Below are 16,500 nucleotides of genomic sequence, written 5' to 3'. Positions count from 1 at the left end.
AATGTAATTATAATAATTTAATTTTATTGTCTTTGCAGAAGTCTAAACTCTTTTCATCCCAAACACCTACTTGGACTTCTCCAATGTGTTGCTTTTCTAAAAAGAACATACAAATTCTTGATTGGCCAATACCACCACCAACAGTGTAAGGTAGGTCTGCATTTAAAATATTTTGGTGATAAGGAAGTTTAAATCTTTCAGTTGTATTTGTAAGTTCGCATTGACTCTTTAGAGATTTTTCATCAACACGGATACCCATGCTTGAAACTTCAAGAGAGTTATCTAGGACTTCATCCCAGAACAAGATGTCTCCATTTAAGTCCCAATCATCATAGTCAGGTGATCTGTGATCGTGTGGCTCACCAGACTTTAATTTATGTCCAATGCCCATGATAAACACAGCACCCTTTTCCTTACAGATTAATTTTTCTCTTTCCTTAGAAGTTTTTCCAGGATACATATCTTCTAGTTCTTGGGAAGTTATAAAGAAGATTTCTTCTGGAAGCTTCTTTGAAAGAATGTATGGATAAGTTTGGTTAATATATTCTTCAGTTCTTTTAAATACAGAATAAATTTCTCTTACAATTAAGAAAAGATATTCCTTATTTCTATCAGACTTATTTATAATTTTTTCCCAGTCCCATTGGTCTACATAAGAAGAGTGAATTTCATCAAGTTCTTCTTCTGCTCTAATGGCATTCATATCTGCGTAGATTCCTTCATACATATTAAAATTGTAGTCCTTAAGAGCATTCCTCTTCCACTTAGCAAGAGATTGAACAATTTCAACATTAATCCCATATTGTCTAAGATTAAAGTCTACAGCTTTTTCTCCATTTAAGTTGTCATTAAGTCCAGTTTCAGGTCTTACAAAAAGAGGTGCAGAAACCCTTTGTAGATTTAAAGTGTTTGCCAAATCTCTTTGAAAGTAATCCTTAACTGACTTGATTGCAATTTGTGTCTCTCTAAGATCTAATTTTGTAGCACTAGAGTTGTTCCTCATCTTTTCCTCCCTAATTATAAAAATCTTCCACCCACATTGAGTGAAAGATTTCTTTTAAATATATTGTATATCAAAATCTCCTTGAAATTGGAGACTTGATTCAATAACTAAAATAGAAATATTTGTACAAAGATTTAAAGCAAAATTCAAATCATTATCAAAGGAATGATTTGACTCCTTGTATTGGTCTATTACATCTATTAAATACTTCTTAACTCTTTCTTCAAGCCTCATGTCAGAATCTTCTAAAAAATTAATATCATTTATACTAATTACAGAAGAAAAATCTTTTTCTAGATATTTATTTTCCCTTGCATAAAGAGCTAAGTCTTGTTCGTACTTAACGTGTTTTCTCAAATTTTCTACGAAAGTCATTCTGTAGGCGTGAGGAAAGCAAACAAAATCACATAGATAGTGCATTATTATGCCAAGCCTCCTGCTTACATAGTTAATTAATAATTTGCTTTCATTTCCTTCAGAATAAGAAAACCTTGAAAAGAAAATTAATTTTGTAATTTCCTTTGCTATATAGTCTCCAGATTCATCAAAATAATGTCTCTTCAACTTATAATAAGGAAGGACATCGGGAGCAACTGATCCCCAAAGCATTTTTTCTAAATTTAAATTGACATTGTATTTATCTTTTATTCTATCGTGGACAATTTTTGCCACGATTTTATGTGTATCTGGTAAAATTTTTAAACACATCCTAATTAAAATTTTTCAACATCTTTACAAAATGATTTTATACTTTAATAGTGAAATTGTCAATTTTTAGTTTGTTTTGTCAAGTTCCTTTGATATTACATCCCATATATTTGGAGTTTCAAAGCCCAGTCTCCAGCTTCCAACGCCTGCTAGGTTGTATTTGTTAACAAGAGATACCTTTTTCTCAAGTGAGTTTGCATCTTCAATCCAAATTTTATAGTCTGCATTGTTTTCTTGGTATTCAATATAATTTTGTTGTGATTCTTTGTCCCAAACTGGTTTTAAACCTTTAGCTGCAATTATTCTTGCAACTTCATCCATAGAAATTGTCTTAGAAGTTACCTTGCCGCCAGCTTCCTTCCACAATCTTGTGTAAAGTGGAACACCAAGAATCATTTTTTTATTTGGAATGCTTCTAAATAATACGTTGACAGATCCTTCTACCCATTTATATTGGGCAACAGATCCTGCTTTATCAGAAGATCCCCAGTGTTGGTCGTAGGCCATTACTACCATGTAGTCAGCTATCTCAGCAAGAGCCTTTCTGTCATAAGGTTCCTTTGTAACATCTGCTGATATTTGCGGTGTAACGTCAACAGTTATTATGAAGTCATCGCCTGCTGCTTGTCTAAATTCTCTTACAAAGTCTGTTATATAATCTCTATCGTCAATCTTTGTATGTTCGAAGTCAATGTTTATTCCCTTCATGCCATACTTTTTGCATAGCTCAAGAGTCTTATTTATAACTTTTTTACGAGTGTTTTCATTTGATAGGGCCTCATGAGTTATATTTGGATCAAAGGAGTTATCAAGATATGCCCAGACATCTATTCCTAAGTCCTTATATTTTTTAATATAATTTTGATTTCCCCTGTCAATCATATCTCCATTTCCATTTCTAATGGAGAACCATGTTGGAATTATTACATCAAGTCCCTTTATGTCCTTAATTTGGTTTATCTTGTCTTCGGAATGTTCTGCATAAGTGTAATCCCAAGTTAAATTAATTGGACCATCAGATGTGTTTTTTGAAGTTGACTTTAAAGATACTTTTTCAAAATTTTCGTCAAGGTCCTTCTTTAAAACATATCCGGCATATCCTTCTGGCATCCTAACTTTGTAGAACTTACCCTTTTCTTCATAGACATAAAGTTCTTCTCCCTTTGGAAGCTTCTTTATAATTGGGCTCCTCTTAGAAGCAGATTCTCTTAATAGAGTTTCTGATGTAGTCTTAGTTAGGTCATACTCCTTGTCCCTGTAGTCAAGAAGCAATAGTCTTATGTCCTTGTTGTATCTTAATCTAACATCATAGTCATAGATAAAGGCTTCAATTGGAAGCATAATCTTTCCACTTTTTTCAATAACAGGAGCTCTTAAATCAATTGTCCCGCTGTTAAACTTTGCTTCATATTCATTTAATTTTAAAATTTTATTAGCATGATTGTTATTGATTTTTACTTCACCTGTTGACTCATCATATTCGATTCCCTTATCAAGGTATTCTTTTATGTAGTCTAGCGAAAGGTAAATCATTCCATCTTCAATACAAAAATCGTCTTTATCAATGTCTTTGTCTTCTGTCAAAAAGTTAAACTTATCGTACTTAGTTGAGATTTTGCTAGTTCCTCTATTTTCAACAAATAAAAATGCACCAGCTGCTAGGACTACTATTAACAAGAGTCCCATAAAAAGTTTTTTCAAAATTATCACCCTTTATTAAATTATTTGCTCAAAATAAAAGATACTAAAAATAGGACTTAAAGTCCCATTCTCAGTAATTTGTCTTTTCTCTAACTTTTGCAGCCTTACCTTGTCTATCTCTAAGATAGTAAAGTTTAGCACGTCTAACTCTACCCTTTCTTGTAACTACAAGATCAGCAATTCTTGGTGAGTTAAGTAGGAAAGTTCTTTCAACTCCAATACCGTAAGAAATTCTTCTTACTGTGAAAGTCTTTCTAGCGCCTTTTCCTTGAATTTTTAAAACAGTACCATCGAATACTTGGATTCTTTGTCTTTCGCCTTCGATAATTCTGTAGTGAACGCTAACTGTATCTCCAACATTAAATTTAGGTAAGTTTTCATTTATTTGTTCAGCTTCAATAGCTCTAATATAATCCATTGTTTTTACCTCCTTCCAGTAAATCTTTCAAAATATCTTTTTCTTCATCATTTAAAATTTTATCTTTTAATAAGTCTGGCCTTTTCTGTAAAGTATTTTTAATAGACTCTCTAAGTCTATACTTCCTTATTTTTTTATGATCTCCACTTAAAAGAATATCTGGAACTTCAAGTCCTCTAAATTCTCTTGGCCTTGTGTATTGGGGATGTTCTAAAAGTCCATTGTAGTGTGATTCATCCTCAAAGGACTCCTCACTTGCAAGTACACCATCAAGTAGTCTTGACACGCCATCAATGATAACCATGGACGCCAACTCTCCACCAGTTAAAACATAATCGCCAATGGAAATTTCTTCATCTACATAATTTTCAATGACCCTATTGTCAATACCTTCATAATGACCGTTGAGAAGAATTATGTGTTCTTCCTCTTTTAGTTCTTTTAGCTTATCCTGTGTAAGAACCTTGCCCTGTGGGGACATATAATAAACTTTGGAATTTTCTGTCTTTACAGATTCTATTGCCTCTACTATTGGTTTAATTTGCATCAGCATACCAGGTCCACCGCCATAGGGATAATCATCAACTTGTAAATATTTATTGATGGCAAAATCTCTAATATCTACAGTTTCTAATTCTAATTTTCCTTGGCCAATAGATCTTCCAACAATAGAAAAATCTCTAATATTATTTATGAAATCGGGAAATAATGTTAAAACACTAATTTTCACAAAATCATTCCTTCTATTAACTTAATAGTTATTGTTGAATCTATTTTTTTTATAAATTCTTTTACTCCTGGCACTTGATAAGTTTCCTTATCCTTGCCTTCTATGACAAAAATATCATTAGCAGGATATTCCAATACTTCCTTTAAGACTCCAAGGTAATTACCATCAGTGTCATAAACTTCTTTTCCAATTAAATCGGAAACATAATACTGGTCTTCCTCAAGTTCTAACCTGTCTTCATCTTTAATATAAATGTTAGATCCCTTTAAGTTAAGAACATCATTTATATTTTCATAACCTTCAAAGCTTAAATAGACAAAATCATTAACTCGAACTCTTTTAATAAAAAATTCTTTTAAATCTTCGCCTACAAAGACACTTTCAAGTTTAGAAAACCTCTTTTTGTCAAAGGTATAAGGATCAACCTTAAGTTCTCCCTTAATACCATGAGTATTAATTATTTTACCAATGCAAGTAATTGAATCTTTAATATTCTTCAATTTCCAAATTAACCTTTACATCTTCTTTTAGTGAAACAGCTTTTAAAATTGCTCTTATTGCCTTAGCAATTCTGCCTTGTTTGCCAATAACTTTTCCCATATCATTTGATGCAACTTTAAGAGTAATATCAATTGAATTATCATTCTTAGTCATTGCCACATCAACTGAAGAAGGATCGTCAACTAAAGATTTAGCAATATATTCAATTAATTCAACCATTTGGTCCTCCAAACATACTGTTATTCAGTAGCTTCTGATTCACTTGCTTCTGCTGTATTATTTGAGTTTGCACCAGCGCTGTACACTGAGTTTTCTCTGAAAAGTCTGTCAACTGTATCAGTAGGTTTTGCACCATTCTTAATCCAGTTGTTAGCTTTTTCTGCATCTACAACAACTTCCTTAGGAGTTGTAAGTGGGTTATAATAACCAATCTCCTCGATGAATTTTCCATCTCTAGGACTTCTAGAGTCTGCTACAACTATTCTATAAAAGGGTTTTTTCTTAGCACCCATTCTTCTAAGTCTAATTTTAACTGCCAAATTATTCACCTCCACAAAAAAATTTATATATTAAAATATATAAGCTAACTTAAAAGGAAAAAGGTAATTTAAACTTTCTCTTTCCCATTGTCTTGGACATGTTTCCAAATTGTTTCATCATCTTTCTCATGTCCTTAAACTGTTTAATCAGTTTGTTTACATCGGCTGGACTAGTTCCAGATCCCTTTGCTATTCTCTTCCTTCTGGAAGAATCTATAATTTCTGGCTTTTGTCTTTCCTTCTTTGTCATGGAAAGAATAATAGCCTCTACCTTAGCAAATTCGTTGTCAGGTAAGCTAATACCCTTTAGAGCCTTGCTGTTCATACCAGGAATCATTCCTATTATGTCTTCAAGTGGCCCCATATTTTTCATTTGTTGCATTTGGTCTAGGAAATCTTCAAAAGTGAAAGTTGACTTCCTAAGTTTTTCTTCAAGTTCCTTTGCCTTTTTATCATCAACAGCTGATTGTGCCTTTTCGATTAAGGAGAGCACATCTCCCATTCCAAGTATTCTTGAAGCCATTCTATCTGGGTGGAAGACTTCAATGTTGTCCATTTTTTCGCCACTGGCGATAAACTTAATAGGAACATCTGTAACTGACCTAATTGAAAGGGCAGCTCCACCTCTTGCATCACCATCAAGCTTAGTTAAGATAACACCTGTTAACTTCAACATGTCATCAAAGGTATCAGCAACGTTTACTGCATCTTGACCTGTCATTGCATCAAGGACAAGAAGAACTTCAGATGGTTCAAGTGCCTCGTGAATATCTTGAAGCTCCTTCATAAGGGCTTCATCTATGTGAAGTCTACCTGCAGTATCTATGATGACAACATCATTTCCATTTTTCTTGGCATGCTCAAGAGCTGCCTTGGAAATATCAACTGGAGAAATCTTATCTCCCATAGTAAATACTGGAGTATCAACAGACTCACCTACAACTTGAAGTTGTTTTATAGCTGCGGGTCTGTAAACGTCACAAGCAACTAAAAGAGGTCTCTTTCCATCTTTTTTTAATTTATTGGCAAGCTTACCACTTGTAGTAGTTTTACCTGCACCTTGAAGACCACACATCATTATAACAGTTGGTTTCTTTGAGAAGTCAATTTTAACCTCGCTAGTACCCATTAAACTTGTGAGTTCTTCATTAACAATTTTTATTACTTGCTGGCCGGGAGTTAGGGATTCTAAAACTTCTTTTCCCAAAGCCCTTTCTTTTACTGTCTTAACAAAGTCTTTTACAACTCTGAAGTTTACGTCAGCTTCAAGAAGTGCAAGTTTTACCTCACGCATTGCTGCGTCAATATCTTTTTCAGATAATTTACCTTTGCCTCTTAAGTTTTGCAAAGTATTTTGCAATTTATCGGATAAACTTTCGAATACCAAAAATCCACCTCCTAGTCAAAAAGTATTTCTCTAAGCTCTTTAATTTTTAAATTATTGTTTTCACTTAGACTTTCTTTTTCTATACTTTCTAAAATTCTTTCTATTTTTTCATTTTTTATTTCTTTATTAGCTTCTTCTTTTTTTGCATTTTTTATTAACTCAAGTTTTGCTTCAAACTCCTCTAAGTTGTTCTCTGCTCTCTTTAAGTTGTCGAATACTGCTTGCTTAGATATATTAAGTTCAGAGGAAATCTCGTTGATTGTGCAATCATAAACATAATACATTAGGGCAGCCTTCATCTGCTTTTCAGTAAGAAGCTTTCCATAAAAATCAAGTAAGCTGTTCATCCTGAAAAATTTCTCATTCATTATATCACCATTTTTCTTGATAGGTCAACCTCTTTACTTGACCTATCTAATTCTAACTAAAAGCCCATTTAATGTCAACAATTTTTTTAAAGTTTTTTAGTTTTTTTATTGTTTTTTAGGATTTTTTTCTATTATATCTAGGCTTTGAATTAAATAACTTTAAAACTTTTAAAAATTTTAGAAACTATCAAAATAATATGACATCATAAGACTTTATGACTTCCTAATTTCCTATTAGTTTATAAATTTTTATGACTTAATAAGTTTTTATAACTCAGTAATTCTTTATAACTTAGTCAGTTTTTATGACTTAATAGATCTTTATGACTTTTTAAAATTTTATTTTTGAAATTTTCAAACTCTTTAAAATAATTTTTCCACAAGAAATCCTTCAAATAATTTTACAAAAACCATCACTTAAAAGTTAGCAATAAAAAAGTAGGCCCTAAGACCTACTAAATATTTTTATGAATTTTAACCAAAAATTGTTTCCAAGAAGTTATCGATGTTGAAGTCTTGAAGGTCATCTATGCCTTCCCCTACTCCAATTAGCTTAATAGGAATTCCAAGTTCTGATTGAAGGGCAACGACAACGCCACCCTTGGCTGTTCCGTCAAGCTTTGTTAATGCAATTCCTGTTATGTCAGTTGCTTCTCTAAAGGTCTTTGCTTGGTTAATTGCATTTTGACCTGTTGTTGAGTCAAGTACCAATAAGTTTTCACGATTTGCTTCTGGAAACTTGTTAGAAATAATCCTATTAATTTTTTCAAGTTCTTTCATTAGATTAGACTTGTTGTGAAGTCTTCCTGCTGTGTCAACTATTAAGACGTCAGTTTTTCTAGCCTTAGCTGCTTCAATTGCATCGAAAACAACTGCTGCCGGATCTGAGCCTTCAGCGTGACTAATTATATCAACGTGAGCCCTATTGCCCCATTCTTTTAATTGATCAATAGCTGCTGCCCTAAAGGTATCTGCTGCACAAACAAGAACTGACTTGCCCTCTCTTTTGAATCTTGATGAAAGCTTACCAATAGTTGTTGTCTTACCAACTCCATTTACTCCAACTACTAAAATGATTACAGGCGGCTCTGTATTAATTGGAGTGTTTAATTCAGGATTCATAAGTTTTTTTGCTTCTGCCATTAAAAGAGGCTTAACTTCTTGTGGGTCATTTATCTTTTCCCTGATTATTGTTTCACGCAAGTTGTCAATTAGCTTCATTGTGGTTTCCATTCCAATGTCTGCTGAGATTAAAATATCTTCTAGGTCTTCAAGCATTTCGTCATCAATCTTGACATAAGCACCTAGGACAGTGTTGATTTTAATTCCAACTTCTTTTCTAGTCTTGTCTAGACCTTCCTTTAGCCTTTGGAAAAGTGAAACTTTTTTTGGCTCTTCTTCTACTACTTCTTCAGTATTTTCAACTTCCTTTATTTCTTCTTGAGCTTCTTCTTTTTGTTCTAGAGCATCTTCAATAACTTCCTTGTCCTTGAAGGCTTCGTCTGTATCTTCTATTTTTTCTGAAGTTTCCACATCTTCTTCAGAAAGTTTTCCTTCCTCAGAAACTTCTTCTAGTTTTTCATGAATTTCTTCTATTTCTTCTGCTTGAGCTTCTTCTCTTGCTGCTTCCTTTTTCTCTAAGGCATCTTCAATAACACTCTTGTCCTTGAAGACTTCATTTGTGTCTTGGATTTTTTCTGAAGTATTTACATCTTCTTTAGAAAGATTTCCTCCTTCAGATACTTCTTCTAGCTTTTCATCAATTTCTTCTATCTCTTGAGCTTCTTCTTCACGAATCTCTTCATTAGTTAAAATATTTTCTTCAATTAACTCTTCCTTGTTTTCCTTGTCATCTTTTTTCTTAAATTTATCCTTAAACCAATTAAACATATCTATCTCCTAATCCTTTAATTTTACAGAGAACAATTTACTAATTCCCTTCTCTTCCATTGTAACACCATACATAGTCTTTGCAATCTCCATTGTGAGCTTCCTGTGAGTTATGATTATAAACTGAATACCTTCAAGAGTTAAAAGGTAATCAGCATACCTCTTGATGTTTGCATCATCAAGGGCTGCATCGATCTCGTCTAGGATGCAAAAAGATGCTGGCCTGTACTTAAGTAGGGCAAACAATAGAGCAACTGCAGTAAGGGACCTTTCGCCACCTGATAATAGAGAAAGGGATTGTAACCTCTTGCCAGGAGGCGATGCCTTGATCTCAATTCCTGATTCTAATACATCTCCCTCTATGCTTATCTCTGCACGGCCGCCATTAAATAAAATTTTGAAAATTTCAGTAAAGTTTCCAGAAATTTCTTCCATGGCTTCGTTAAATAATTTTTTCATCTCATGGTCGAGCTTACTTAGAATAGATTTAATTTCTTCTTTAGACTTAATCAAATCATCTCTTTGTGAAGTGTAAAAATCGCATCTTTCTTTTACAAGTTTATATTCTTCAATAGAAGAAATATTTACTTCTCCATAGTCGCGAACTTTTTTCTTTAGCCTTCTAAGAGTCCCCTCTTTTAAGTCCACAAGATTATCATCAATAAAGTTGTGATAATCCTGGATGTCGTAATCTTCCTTTAGTCTATCCACTTCGCTAGAAATTTTATTTCTGTTCATTTCAATTTTTAGTTCAGTTTTTTCTATCTCGGAACTTATTATAAGGGACTTCTCCTTAAGATTTGAAAGCTCCTCCCTCTTATCTAAGTAAGCCCTATTTTTCTCATCTAAATCTCTTTTAACTTCTTCTAATTTGAGATTTAAGTTTTCTATTGATTCCCTTATCTCTTCAAGAGATTTTTTATTTTCTTCATTAGACTTGGTCTTCTCTTCAATATTAGCTTGAGACTCTTCTAATATTTTCTTATTATTCTCAAGTTTTTCTTCAATTGAAGATATTTCAGACTTAATTCTTTCAACTTCTCTGGACTTGTAGAGGATTTTTTCTCTATTTTCTCTTTCAAGTAATTGAATTTCTATTTTTTCATTCTTTAGACCTTCGATTTCCTTTGAAAGTTCTTCTAGCCTATCCCCGCTATCAACTTCAGCCAAGAGTTCTTCTAAAAGTTTCTTCTTGCTTTCAATTTGTAGCTTGTTGTCTTCTAAACTACTTATATCAGCTTTTATATTTTCTTCAAGCTCTTCTCTTTCTCTAACATACTTGTCTAAGTATTGGGAGTTAAGCTCATTGTCATTTTTATTTTTGTAAATGTTCGATTCTATTTCATTTATCTTGATGCTTAGAGAATTTCTTTTTTCCATGTAAGATCCTGCAAAATCATTGAGGTTTGAAATCTTTTTTTCAACTTCTTCCTTTTCTACTTCAAGTTTTTTAAGCTGGCTTTGAAGAGTCTTAAATTTGTTTTGGAAGTCAGTAATTTCATTCTTACGCAAGATAAAAGAGCTGTTGTAGTTGTTAAGTGAACCACCTGTGATGGCACCCGATGGATTAAAGACTTCTCCTTTGAGAGTTACCACCTTAAGCTTATGTCTTTTTGAAATCCTTGAAGCATTTTTAAAGTTGTCAGCTATTATAACTCTTCCCAACAAGTTATAAAAAATCCCCTTAAATACTTCATCAAATTTTATTAAATCACAAGCTAGGCCAACCATACCTTCTTCTTTGGAGCTAACACTTACTCTGCTTCCAGAAACCCTATCTAGTGGAAGAAAAGTCGCTCTTCCCATCTTATTATTCTCCAAAATTTTTAACATCTCTGATGTGTCCTTAGTAGAGGATACGATGATGTTTTGGGACATTGAGCCAAGGGCAACAGAAATTGCCCTTTCAAAATCTTTTTCCACATAAAATTTTTCTGCAACTGGGCCATAGAGGGAGTCCTTGAAAATATTATTTTTTGAAGAGAAGTTCATAAAGGATTTTACAGTCCTGTTGTAGCCTTCATAGTTAGATTCCATATTTTCAAGAATCTTTAGCCTTGCGAGGATTTCATTTCCTTCATTTCTTCTTTCTATTAGATTGGATTCAAGTTTTTTATTTTCATCATCAAGTCTTATTAGATCTTCCTTGGTCTTTTCAAAGTCTTGGTCATCTTTTTCGAGTTTCTCCCTTAGATTTTTTAATTCTAAAGTATCTCTATTAATAATTTTTTCAAATTCAGTTTGATTTTCTCTAAGATTTTCTATGGACTTATCAAGATTAGACTTTCTATTATTTTTTTCTTCTATTATATCTTCAAGAGTTTCGCTCTTAAATTTTATATTTTCAATTTCATTTTTTACTTTGTTTTTATTTTCAAAATTTAAGTTGCCAAGATTTTCTAGGTTCTTAAAGTCAGCTTCTAAATTTTTTATTAAGTCTTCTTTTGCATTTAGTTTTTCAAGAATTTCTTCTTTAGAGGAATTTAATACTTCCCTATCTTTTTCAATTTCTCCTATCGATTCCCTAGCACTAAGTAAATCTTTATCTAAGCTTTCATTTTCAAAGCCTATTCTTTCAATATCCCTCTTGAGAGAATTTATTTTTTCATCATCCAGATTTATTTCTAAATTTAACTTGTCAAAATTTTCCTTGTGGCTATTTAATTTTTCATTAGAAGACTCGCTTTCTTCTTTTAGGTCTTCAAGTTTCTCTTGAATTTCTTCAAGATTTCTAGACAATTCTTCTCTCTTACTTAAGATTTTATCAGAATCAGATTTTAAAACTTCAAGTTCCTTGACCTTGTTAAGTAAGTCTTCTTCACGCTTTTTCATATCCTTGCAAGAAAAGTTTATGTCGTAAATCTTTAATTCTTCATAATCTTTTAAGTAGGCTTCAGCTTTTTCTGCTTGGGCTTTTAAGTTTTGTTCTTGAACTTCTATTTCTGAAAGAATGTCTTCAATCCTAATTAGGTTCTCCTCTGTCTTTAGAAGTTTATTCTTAGATTGAATTTTCTTATACTTGTACTTTGAAATCCCTGCAGCCTCTTCAAATATATTTCTCCTGTCCTCAGGTTTTGAACTTAGGACAGATTCAATCTTACCTTGCCCTATAACAGAATAGCCGTCTTTACCAATTCCTGTATCCATAAAGAGTTCCTTTATGTCTTTGAGCCTGCACTTCTTGTTGTTAATTAAGAATTCACTCTCAAGGGACCTGTACATCCTCCTAGTTACAGAAACTTCACTATAATCTACGTTAAGGGACTTGTCCGAGTTGTCAAATACAATAGTTACCTCAGCCATGCCTAGGGGTTTTTTGGAATCAGTTCCAGAAAAAATTACATCTTCCATCTTGCTTCCACGAAGATTTTTGGCGGAAGATTCACCCAATACCCAGGTTATTGCATCTGTAATATTACTTTTCCCACTACCATTTGGTCCAACTATTGCCGTAGTGGTTTCATCTAATTCAATTTTTGTTCTATTTGCAAAGGACTTAAATCCCTGCATAGTAACGGATTTTAAAAACATTTGCTCACCTGTAGTAGTTTCTCACATCAATAACTTCGTCTTTCTTTGACAAAATCTCCACTTCAAAATCAGAAAGATCCTTTTGTCTAAGATTTAATTTATCTATTCCTAATTTATTTATAATTTCGTATTTATTCTCTGCCCCTTGTCCACTTATGTTAGAAATATTTTTCCCCTTGGCAAGTAGGGTAATTTCATCAGCAATATTATTTGAATCCACAAAATAATTTATAAGTGCATTTTTAAAATAATAGGATTCAACTAATTGCCTATAAGCTGGATGAAAGGCTCCTGCCACAATATCTCCGCCATAATTTATATTGTCTGTTGGCTGAAGACCAACTCTTATGACATTTATATCATGTCTATAATAAATATTTATAATATCAGCAACATATTTAATTGAGTCTTCTAATTCAAGAGCCTTATAAGATCCTTTTTCAAGATTTTTACAAAGGGCTGTCTCTTTTATAACAAGTGTTGGGTATATTCTAACGCAGTAGGGTTTTAATTTTACAAACTCCCTTGCAGTATAAAGAGACTTTTCCAAAGTATCTCCAGGTAGTCCCACCATTTGCTGAAGTCCTAACTTAAATCCATAGGACTTGATCAAATTTGCAGCCTCATAGACACAAGAAGCATTGTGCCCCCTGTTAGATAAGATTAAAACTTCAGGGTCAAGACTTTGGACCCCAAGTTCAATTATATCTACTCCATAATTTTTTAAATTTTCTAGAATTCTATCATCTATGGCATCGGGCCTTGTTGAAAGTCTAATATACTTTACTAGACCCTTTTCTTTATAGCTATGAGCTACTTTTAAAAATTCACTTTGCTCTTCAAGAGAGATAGCTGTGAAGCTTCCGCCATAAAAGGCAACTTCAACATTATCCTTCCTCTTAAAATAAGAAAGATATTCCAAAATAGTATCTTCAACATCACTATTTGAAATATCTGTAGACATCCCTGTAATTTTTCTCTGATTACAAAAAACACAATCATTAGGGCAGCCGTAGTGAGGAATGAAAATAGGTATTATATTTCTCTTAGCCATTCCTTCTCCTTTCAAGAGCCTCTCTTGCAGCTTCTTGCTGAGATTCCTTCTTTGTCTTGCCAGATCCTTTTCCAGCCAAAACTTCATCTAAGTATAATTCTGTAAAAAAGGTTTTGTCGTTATCTGGTCCTTCTTCCCTCACAAGTTTATACTCAGCCTTTTGCCCAGACCTTTGGACCTCTTCTTGAAGCATGGTTTTAAAGTCAACATTAAAGAGTTTATAAGCATCTTCTTTTAAGAATTCATCAAATAAATTCAGAACTATTTTCTTTGCATTATTGAAGTTCGAATCCAAAAAAATAGCACCAATCAAGGCTTCTAAAGCATCAGCAGAGGTTGACTCCCTCTTGCTACCACCATTTTTCTTTTCCCCTTTACCAAATCTTATAAAGTCTCCCAGTTCAAGACCCTTGGCAATGAAAAATAAGACTTTCTCATTGACAGACTCTGCCCTCATCTTAGTCAAAGACCCTTCAAGATCTTTTGGAAAGTTCTTATAAAAATACTCCCCAATAACTAGACCAAGGACAGCATCTCCAAGAAATTCAAGCCTTTCATTACTTTCATATTGTTTCATCTTGTTTTCATTAACATAGGATGAGTGAGTTAGGGCTGTTTCTAAAAGACCTTTATCCTTAAAATCATAATTTAATTTTCTTTCAAGATTTTTTAAATTGGAAAAGGTCATGTGATTATTGTTCCAAATCTTCTACGTATTCTATTACATCGCCAATAGTCTTTAGCTTTTCAAGGTCTTCTTCAGAAACCTCTGTCTCAAATTCTTCTTCTATTGTCATTACAAGTTCAACAAGCTCAATAGAATCAGCATTTAAGTCATCTTGAAAGTTCATATCTTCTGTAAGATCATCTTCATCAATGTTGAATTGTTCAGCAATAATTTGTAAAATTCTATCCTTCATTATTTTTCCACCTTATCCTTTATTTTATCTACAATATTAGATTCTACTATATCTATGGCATATTTTGCAGCATTTTTTATGGCTCTAGCATCAGAATTTCCATGGGCCTTAATAATGTTGCCATCAATTCCCAATAAGATTGTTCCCCCAACTTCTTTAGCATCTAGATTTTTAAACTTCTTCATTAAGAAATCAGTAAAAGCTTTTTTACTCCTATCATCAAGGTCTGAAGTTGCAATACTGTGGAAGACATTTTTTGTTGCAAATTCCACTACACCCTCAATGGATTTAAGAAGAACATTTCCATCGAATCCATCACAAACTAGAAGGTCCACATCGTTGTCCATAATTTCTCTAGCTTCAACATTTCCCACAAAGTTGAGAACAGATTCTTTTAATCTTTGGTGGGCTTCCTTATAAAGTGCATTGCCCTTGCCCTCTTCTACTCCTACATTTAATAGCCCAATTTTTGGGTTTTCTATCTTATAATATTCTCTTAAGAATACATCACCAAGGATTGCAAATTCTTCTAAAAGTTCTGGGCTTGTGTCCATGTTGGCGCCAGAATCTATTACAAGTGTATTTGACTTAAGACCTGGGATTAGAGTTGGAAGAACTCCTCTTTTTATTCCCTTAATTCTTCCTACAATAAAGATTCCACCACCTAAAAGGGCACCAGTACTTCCTGCAGAAATAAGTGCTTGGGCCTTCTTTTCTTTTAATAGGGTCATGGCCTTTACAATAGAAGAATCTTTCTTTTTCCTTAAAGCGAGAACAGGTTCTTCATTGTTCTCAATGTTTTCACTTGCATCTACTATCTCTACTTTATCTTTATCATAATCTAGCCCTTGAAGGTTTTCTTTTATAAAATTTTCTCTTCCCACTAGGATTATTTCTTTATTAAATTCATTGGAAGCATCAATAGCTCCCTTAATGATTTCAGCCTTATTGTCGCCACCATTTATATCAAAAATTAGTTTCATTTCGACCTCCATTAATAAATTTAATATTATATTAAATGACTAAAAAAATCAATCTTTTGCCTATATTTAATAAGATTTCTTGACTTCTCTTAAGTCAATCAAATTTATAAAATTTTTTTATAATGTATAAAAACTTTTTATTTTATAACACAAATATTTTAAATGTTATAATAAGAGTTTTTTATTTTGTGTTAATCTTTTCATTATTTTAAGTCAGAAGTCTTTATGTTTAAAATTACAAAGTCATTTAAACTGAAATATTATTTACTACAAGTTAGTAAAAATTTATGAAACAGGATTTATGTATGACTTAGTAAAGGTTGATGACTTAGTAAAGGTTGATGACTTAGTAAAGGTTGATGACTTAGTAAAGGTTAATGACTTTTTAAAGGTTAATGACTTTTTAAAAGTTAATGACTTAGTAAAGGTTGATGACTTAGTAAAGGTTGATGACTTAGTAAAGGTTAATGACTTAGTAAAGGTTGATGACTTAGTAAAGGTTAATGACTTTTTAAAAGTTAATGACTTAGTAAAGGTTGATGACTTAGTAAAGGTTGATGACTTAGTAAAGGTTAATGACTTTTTAAAAGTTAATGACTTAGTGAGAGTTAACAACTCCGCATTAATCTATAACTTCTTACTTATTTACTAAGTTATAAGCGAATATTAGTCTATAAAGTTTTACAAACTAATAACTTCCTACTTAATAGAAAATTATAGCTAAGTATTCTTGTTTAACTTCAAGATTAATTTGTCTCAAGAAATTA

Annotated in this window: 17 protein-coding genes; 1 reads left to right on the top strand and 16 read right to left on the bottom strand. The window is 32.5% G+C overall.

The features are described from left to right. Nucleotides 1-7: 7 nt before the first annotated feature. The 16 genes from asnA to plsX all read right to left on the bottom strand — a co-directional run bounded on the left by asnA (nt 8) and on the right by plsX (nt 15,733). On the bottom strand, nt 8-1,003 hold the full coding sequence (gene asnA, locus ACWPVO_RS08465) for an aspartate--ammonia ligase (RefSeq protein WP_412593335.1): 996 nt from the start codon (nt 1,001-1,003) through the stop codon (nt 8-10). A 54-nt stretch (nt 1,004-1,057) separates the two neighbouring features. Beyond that, a complete protein-coding gene (locus ACWPVO_RS08460) occupies nt 1,058-1,711 on the bottom strand; it encodes a zinc dependent phospholipase C family protein (protein WP_040541576.1) in 654 nt (217 codons plus the stop codon). Between the two features lie 66 nt (nt 1,712-1,777). Continuing rightward, nucleotides 1,778-3,412: a glycosyl hydrolase family 18 protein gene (locus tag ACWPVO_RS08455; RefSeq protein WP_454207782.1), complete on the bottom strand. Its 1,635-nt coding sequence runs from the start codon at nt 3,410-3,412 to the stop codon at nt 1,778-1,780. A 70-nt stretch (nt 3,413-3,482) separates the two neighbouring features. After that, the gene (gene rplS / locus ACWPVO_RS08450; RefSeq protein ID WP_005956838.1) at nt 3,483-3,830 is read right to left on the bottom strand and encodes a 50S ribosomal protein L19; all 348 of its coding nucleotides are present in this window, start codon (nt 3,828-3,830) and stop codon (nt 3,483-3,485) included. Beyond that, complete coding sequence (gene trmD / locus ACWPVO_RS08445; RefSeq protein ID WP_454207780.1) at nt 3,817-4,560, bottom strand: tRNA (guanosine(37)-N1)-methyltransferase TrmD; 744 nt, start codon at nt 4,558-4,560, stop codon at nt 3,817-3,819. The genes rplS and trmD overlap by 14 nt, the downstream gene beginning before the upstream one ends. Then, the gene (gene rimM, locus ACWPVO_RS08440; RefSeq protein WP_412276153.1) at nt 4,557-5,060 is read right to left on the bottom strand and encodes a ribosome maturation factor RimM; all 504 of its coding nucleotides are present in this window, start codon (nt 5,058-5,060) and stop codon (nt 4,557-4,559) included. Before rimM ends, trmD begins: the two co-directional genes overlap by 4 nt. Then, nucleotides 5,047-5,280, bottom strand: a complete 234-nt coding sequence (locus ACWPVO_RS08435) for a KH domain-containing protein (RefSeq protein WP_005956767.1) — start codon at nt 5,278-5,280, stop codon at nt 5,047-5,049. The genes rimM and ACWPVO_RS08435 overlap by 14 nt, the downstream gene beginning before the upstream one ends. Nucleotides 5,281-5,300: 20 nt before the next feature. Next, nucleotides 5,301-5,600, bottom strand: coding sequence for a 30S ribosomal protein S16 (gene rpsP, locus ACWPVO_RS08430; RefSeq protein ID WP_005956761.1), 300 nt, complete (start codon nt 5,598-5,600; stop codon nt 5,301-5,303). Between the two features lie 49 nt (nt 5,601-5,649). After that, entirely contained in the window at nt 5,650-6,987 is a 1,338-nt protein-coding gene (gene ffh / locus ACWPVO_RS08425) for a signal recognition particle protein (protein ID WP_005956796.1), read from the bottom strand. An 11-nt stretch (nt 6,988-6,998) separates the two neighbouring features. Beyond that, complete coding sequence (gene ylxM / locus ACWPVO_RS08420) at nt 6,999-7,355, bottom strand: YlxM family DNA-binding protein (RefSeq protein WP_005956784.1); 357 nt, start codon at nt 7,353-7,355, stop codon at nt 6,999-7,001. A 474-nt stretch (nt 7,356-7,829) separates the two neighbouring features. Next, on the bottom strand, nt 7,830-9,245 hold the full coding sequence (gene ftsY / locus ACWPVO_RS08415) for a signal recognition particle-docking protein FtsY (protein WP_454207776.1): 1,416 nt from the start codon (nt 9,243-9,245) through the stop codon (nt 7,830-7,832). A 9-nt stretch (nt 9,246-9,254) separates the two neighbouring features. After that, on the bottom strand, nt 9,255-12,776 hold the full coding sequence (smc, locus tag ACWPVO_RS08410; RefSeq protein WP_454207774.1) for a chromosome segregation protein SMC: 3,522 nt from the start codon (nt 12,774-12,776) through the stop codon (nt 9,255-9,257). A gap of 4 nt (nt 12,777-12,780) precedes the next feature. Beyond that, nucleotides 12,781-13,830, bottom strand: a complete 1,050-nt coding sequence (locus ACWPVO_RS08405; protein ID WP_454207772.1) for an elongator complex protein 3 — start codon at nt 13,828-13,830, stop codon at nt 12,781-12,783. Next, the gene (gene rnc / locus ACWPVO_RS08400; RefSeq protein WP_005956856.1) at nt 13,823-14,518 is read right to left on the bottom strand and encodes a ribonuclease III; all 696 of its coding nucleotides are present in this window, start codon (nt 14,516-14,518) and stop codon (nt 13,823-13,825) included. The genes ACWPVO_RS08405 and rnc overlap by 8 nt, the downstream gene beginning before the upstream one ends. A gap of 4 nt (nt 14,519-14,522) precedes the next feature. Then, nucleotides 14,523-14,750 carry an acyl carrier protein gene (gene acpP / locus ACWPVO_RS08395; protein WP_454207770.1) on the bottom strand — a complete coding sequence of 76 codons (228 nt, stop codon included), beginning with the start codon at nt 14,748-14,750 and terminating at the stop codon, nt 14,523-14,525. After that, nucleotides 14,750-15,733 carry a phosphate acyltransferase PlsX gene (gene plsX, locus ACWPVO_RS08390; RefSeq protein ID WP_454207768.1) on the bottom strand — a complete coding sequence of 328 codons (984 nt, stop codon included), beginning with the start codon at nt 15,731-15,733 and terminating at the stop codon, nt 14,750-14,752. Before plsX ends, acpP begins: the two co-directional genes overlap by 1 nt. 301 nt (nt 15,734-16,034) lie before the next feature. Between plsX and ACWPVO_RS08385 the strand changes: the two genes are divergently transcribed. After that, nucleotides 16,035-16,385: a hypothetical protein gene (locus tag ACWPVO_RS08385; RefSeq protein WP_454207766.1), complete on the top strand. Its 351-nt coding sequence runs from the start codon at nt 16,035-16,037 to the stop codon at nt 16,383-16,385. Nucleotides 16,386-16,500: the final 115 nt, after the last annotated feature.

The organism is Peptoniphilus sp. Marseille-Q6390 (genome assembly GCF_965119475.1).
Note: the sequence above shows the minus strand (reverse complement) of the source record. Positions and strands in the feature narration are given on the sequence as shown.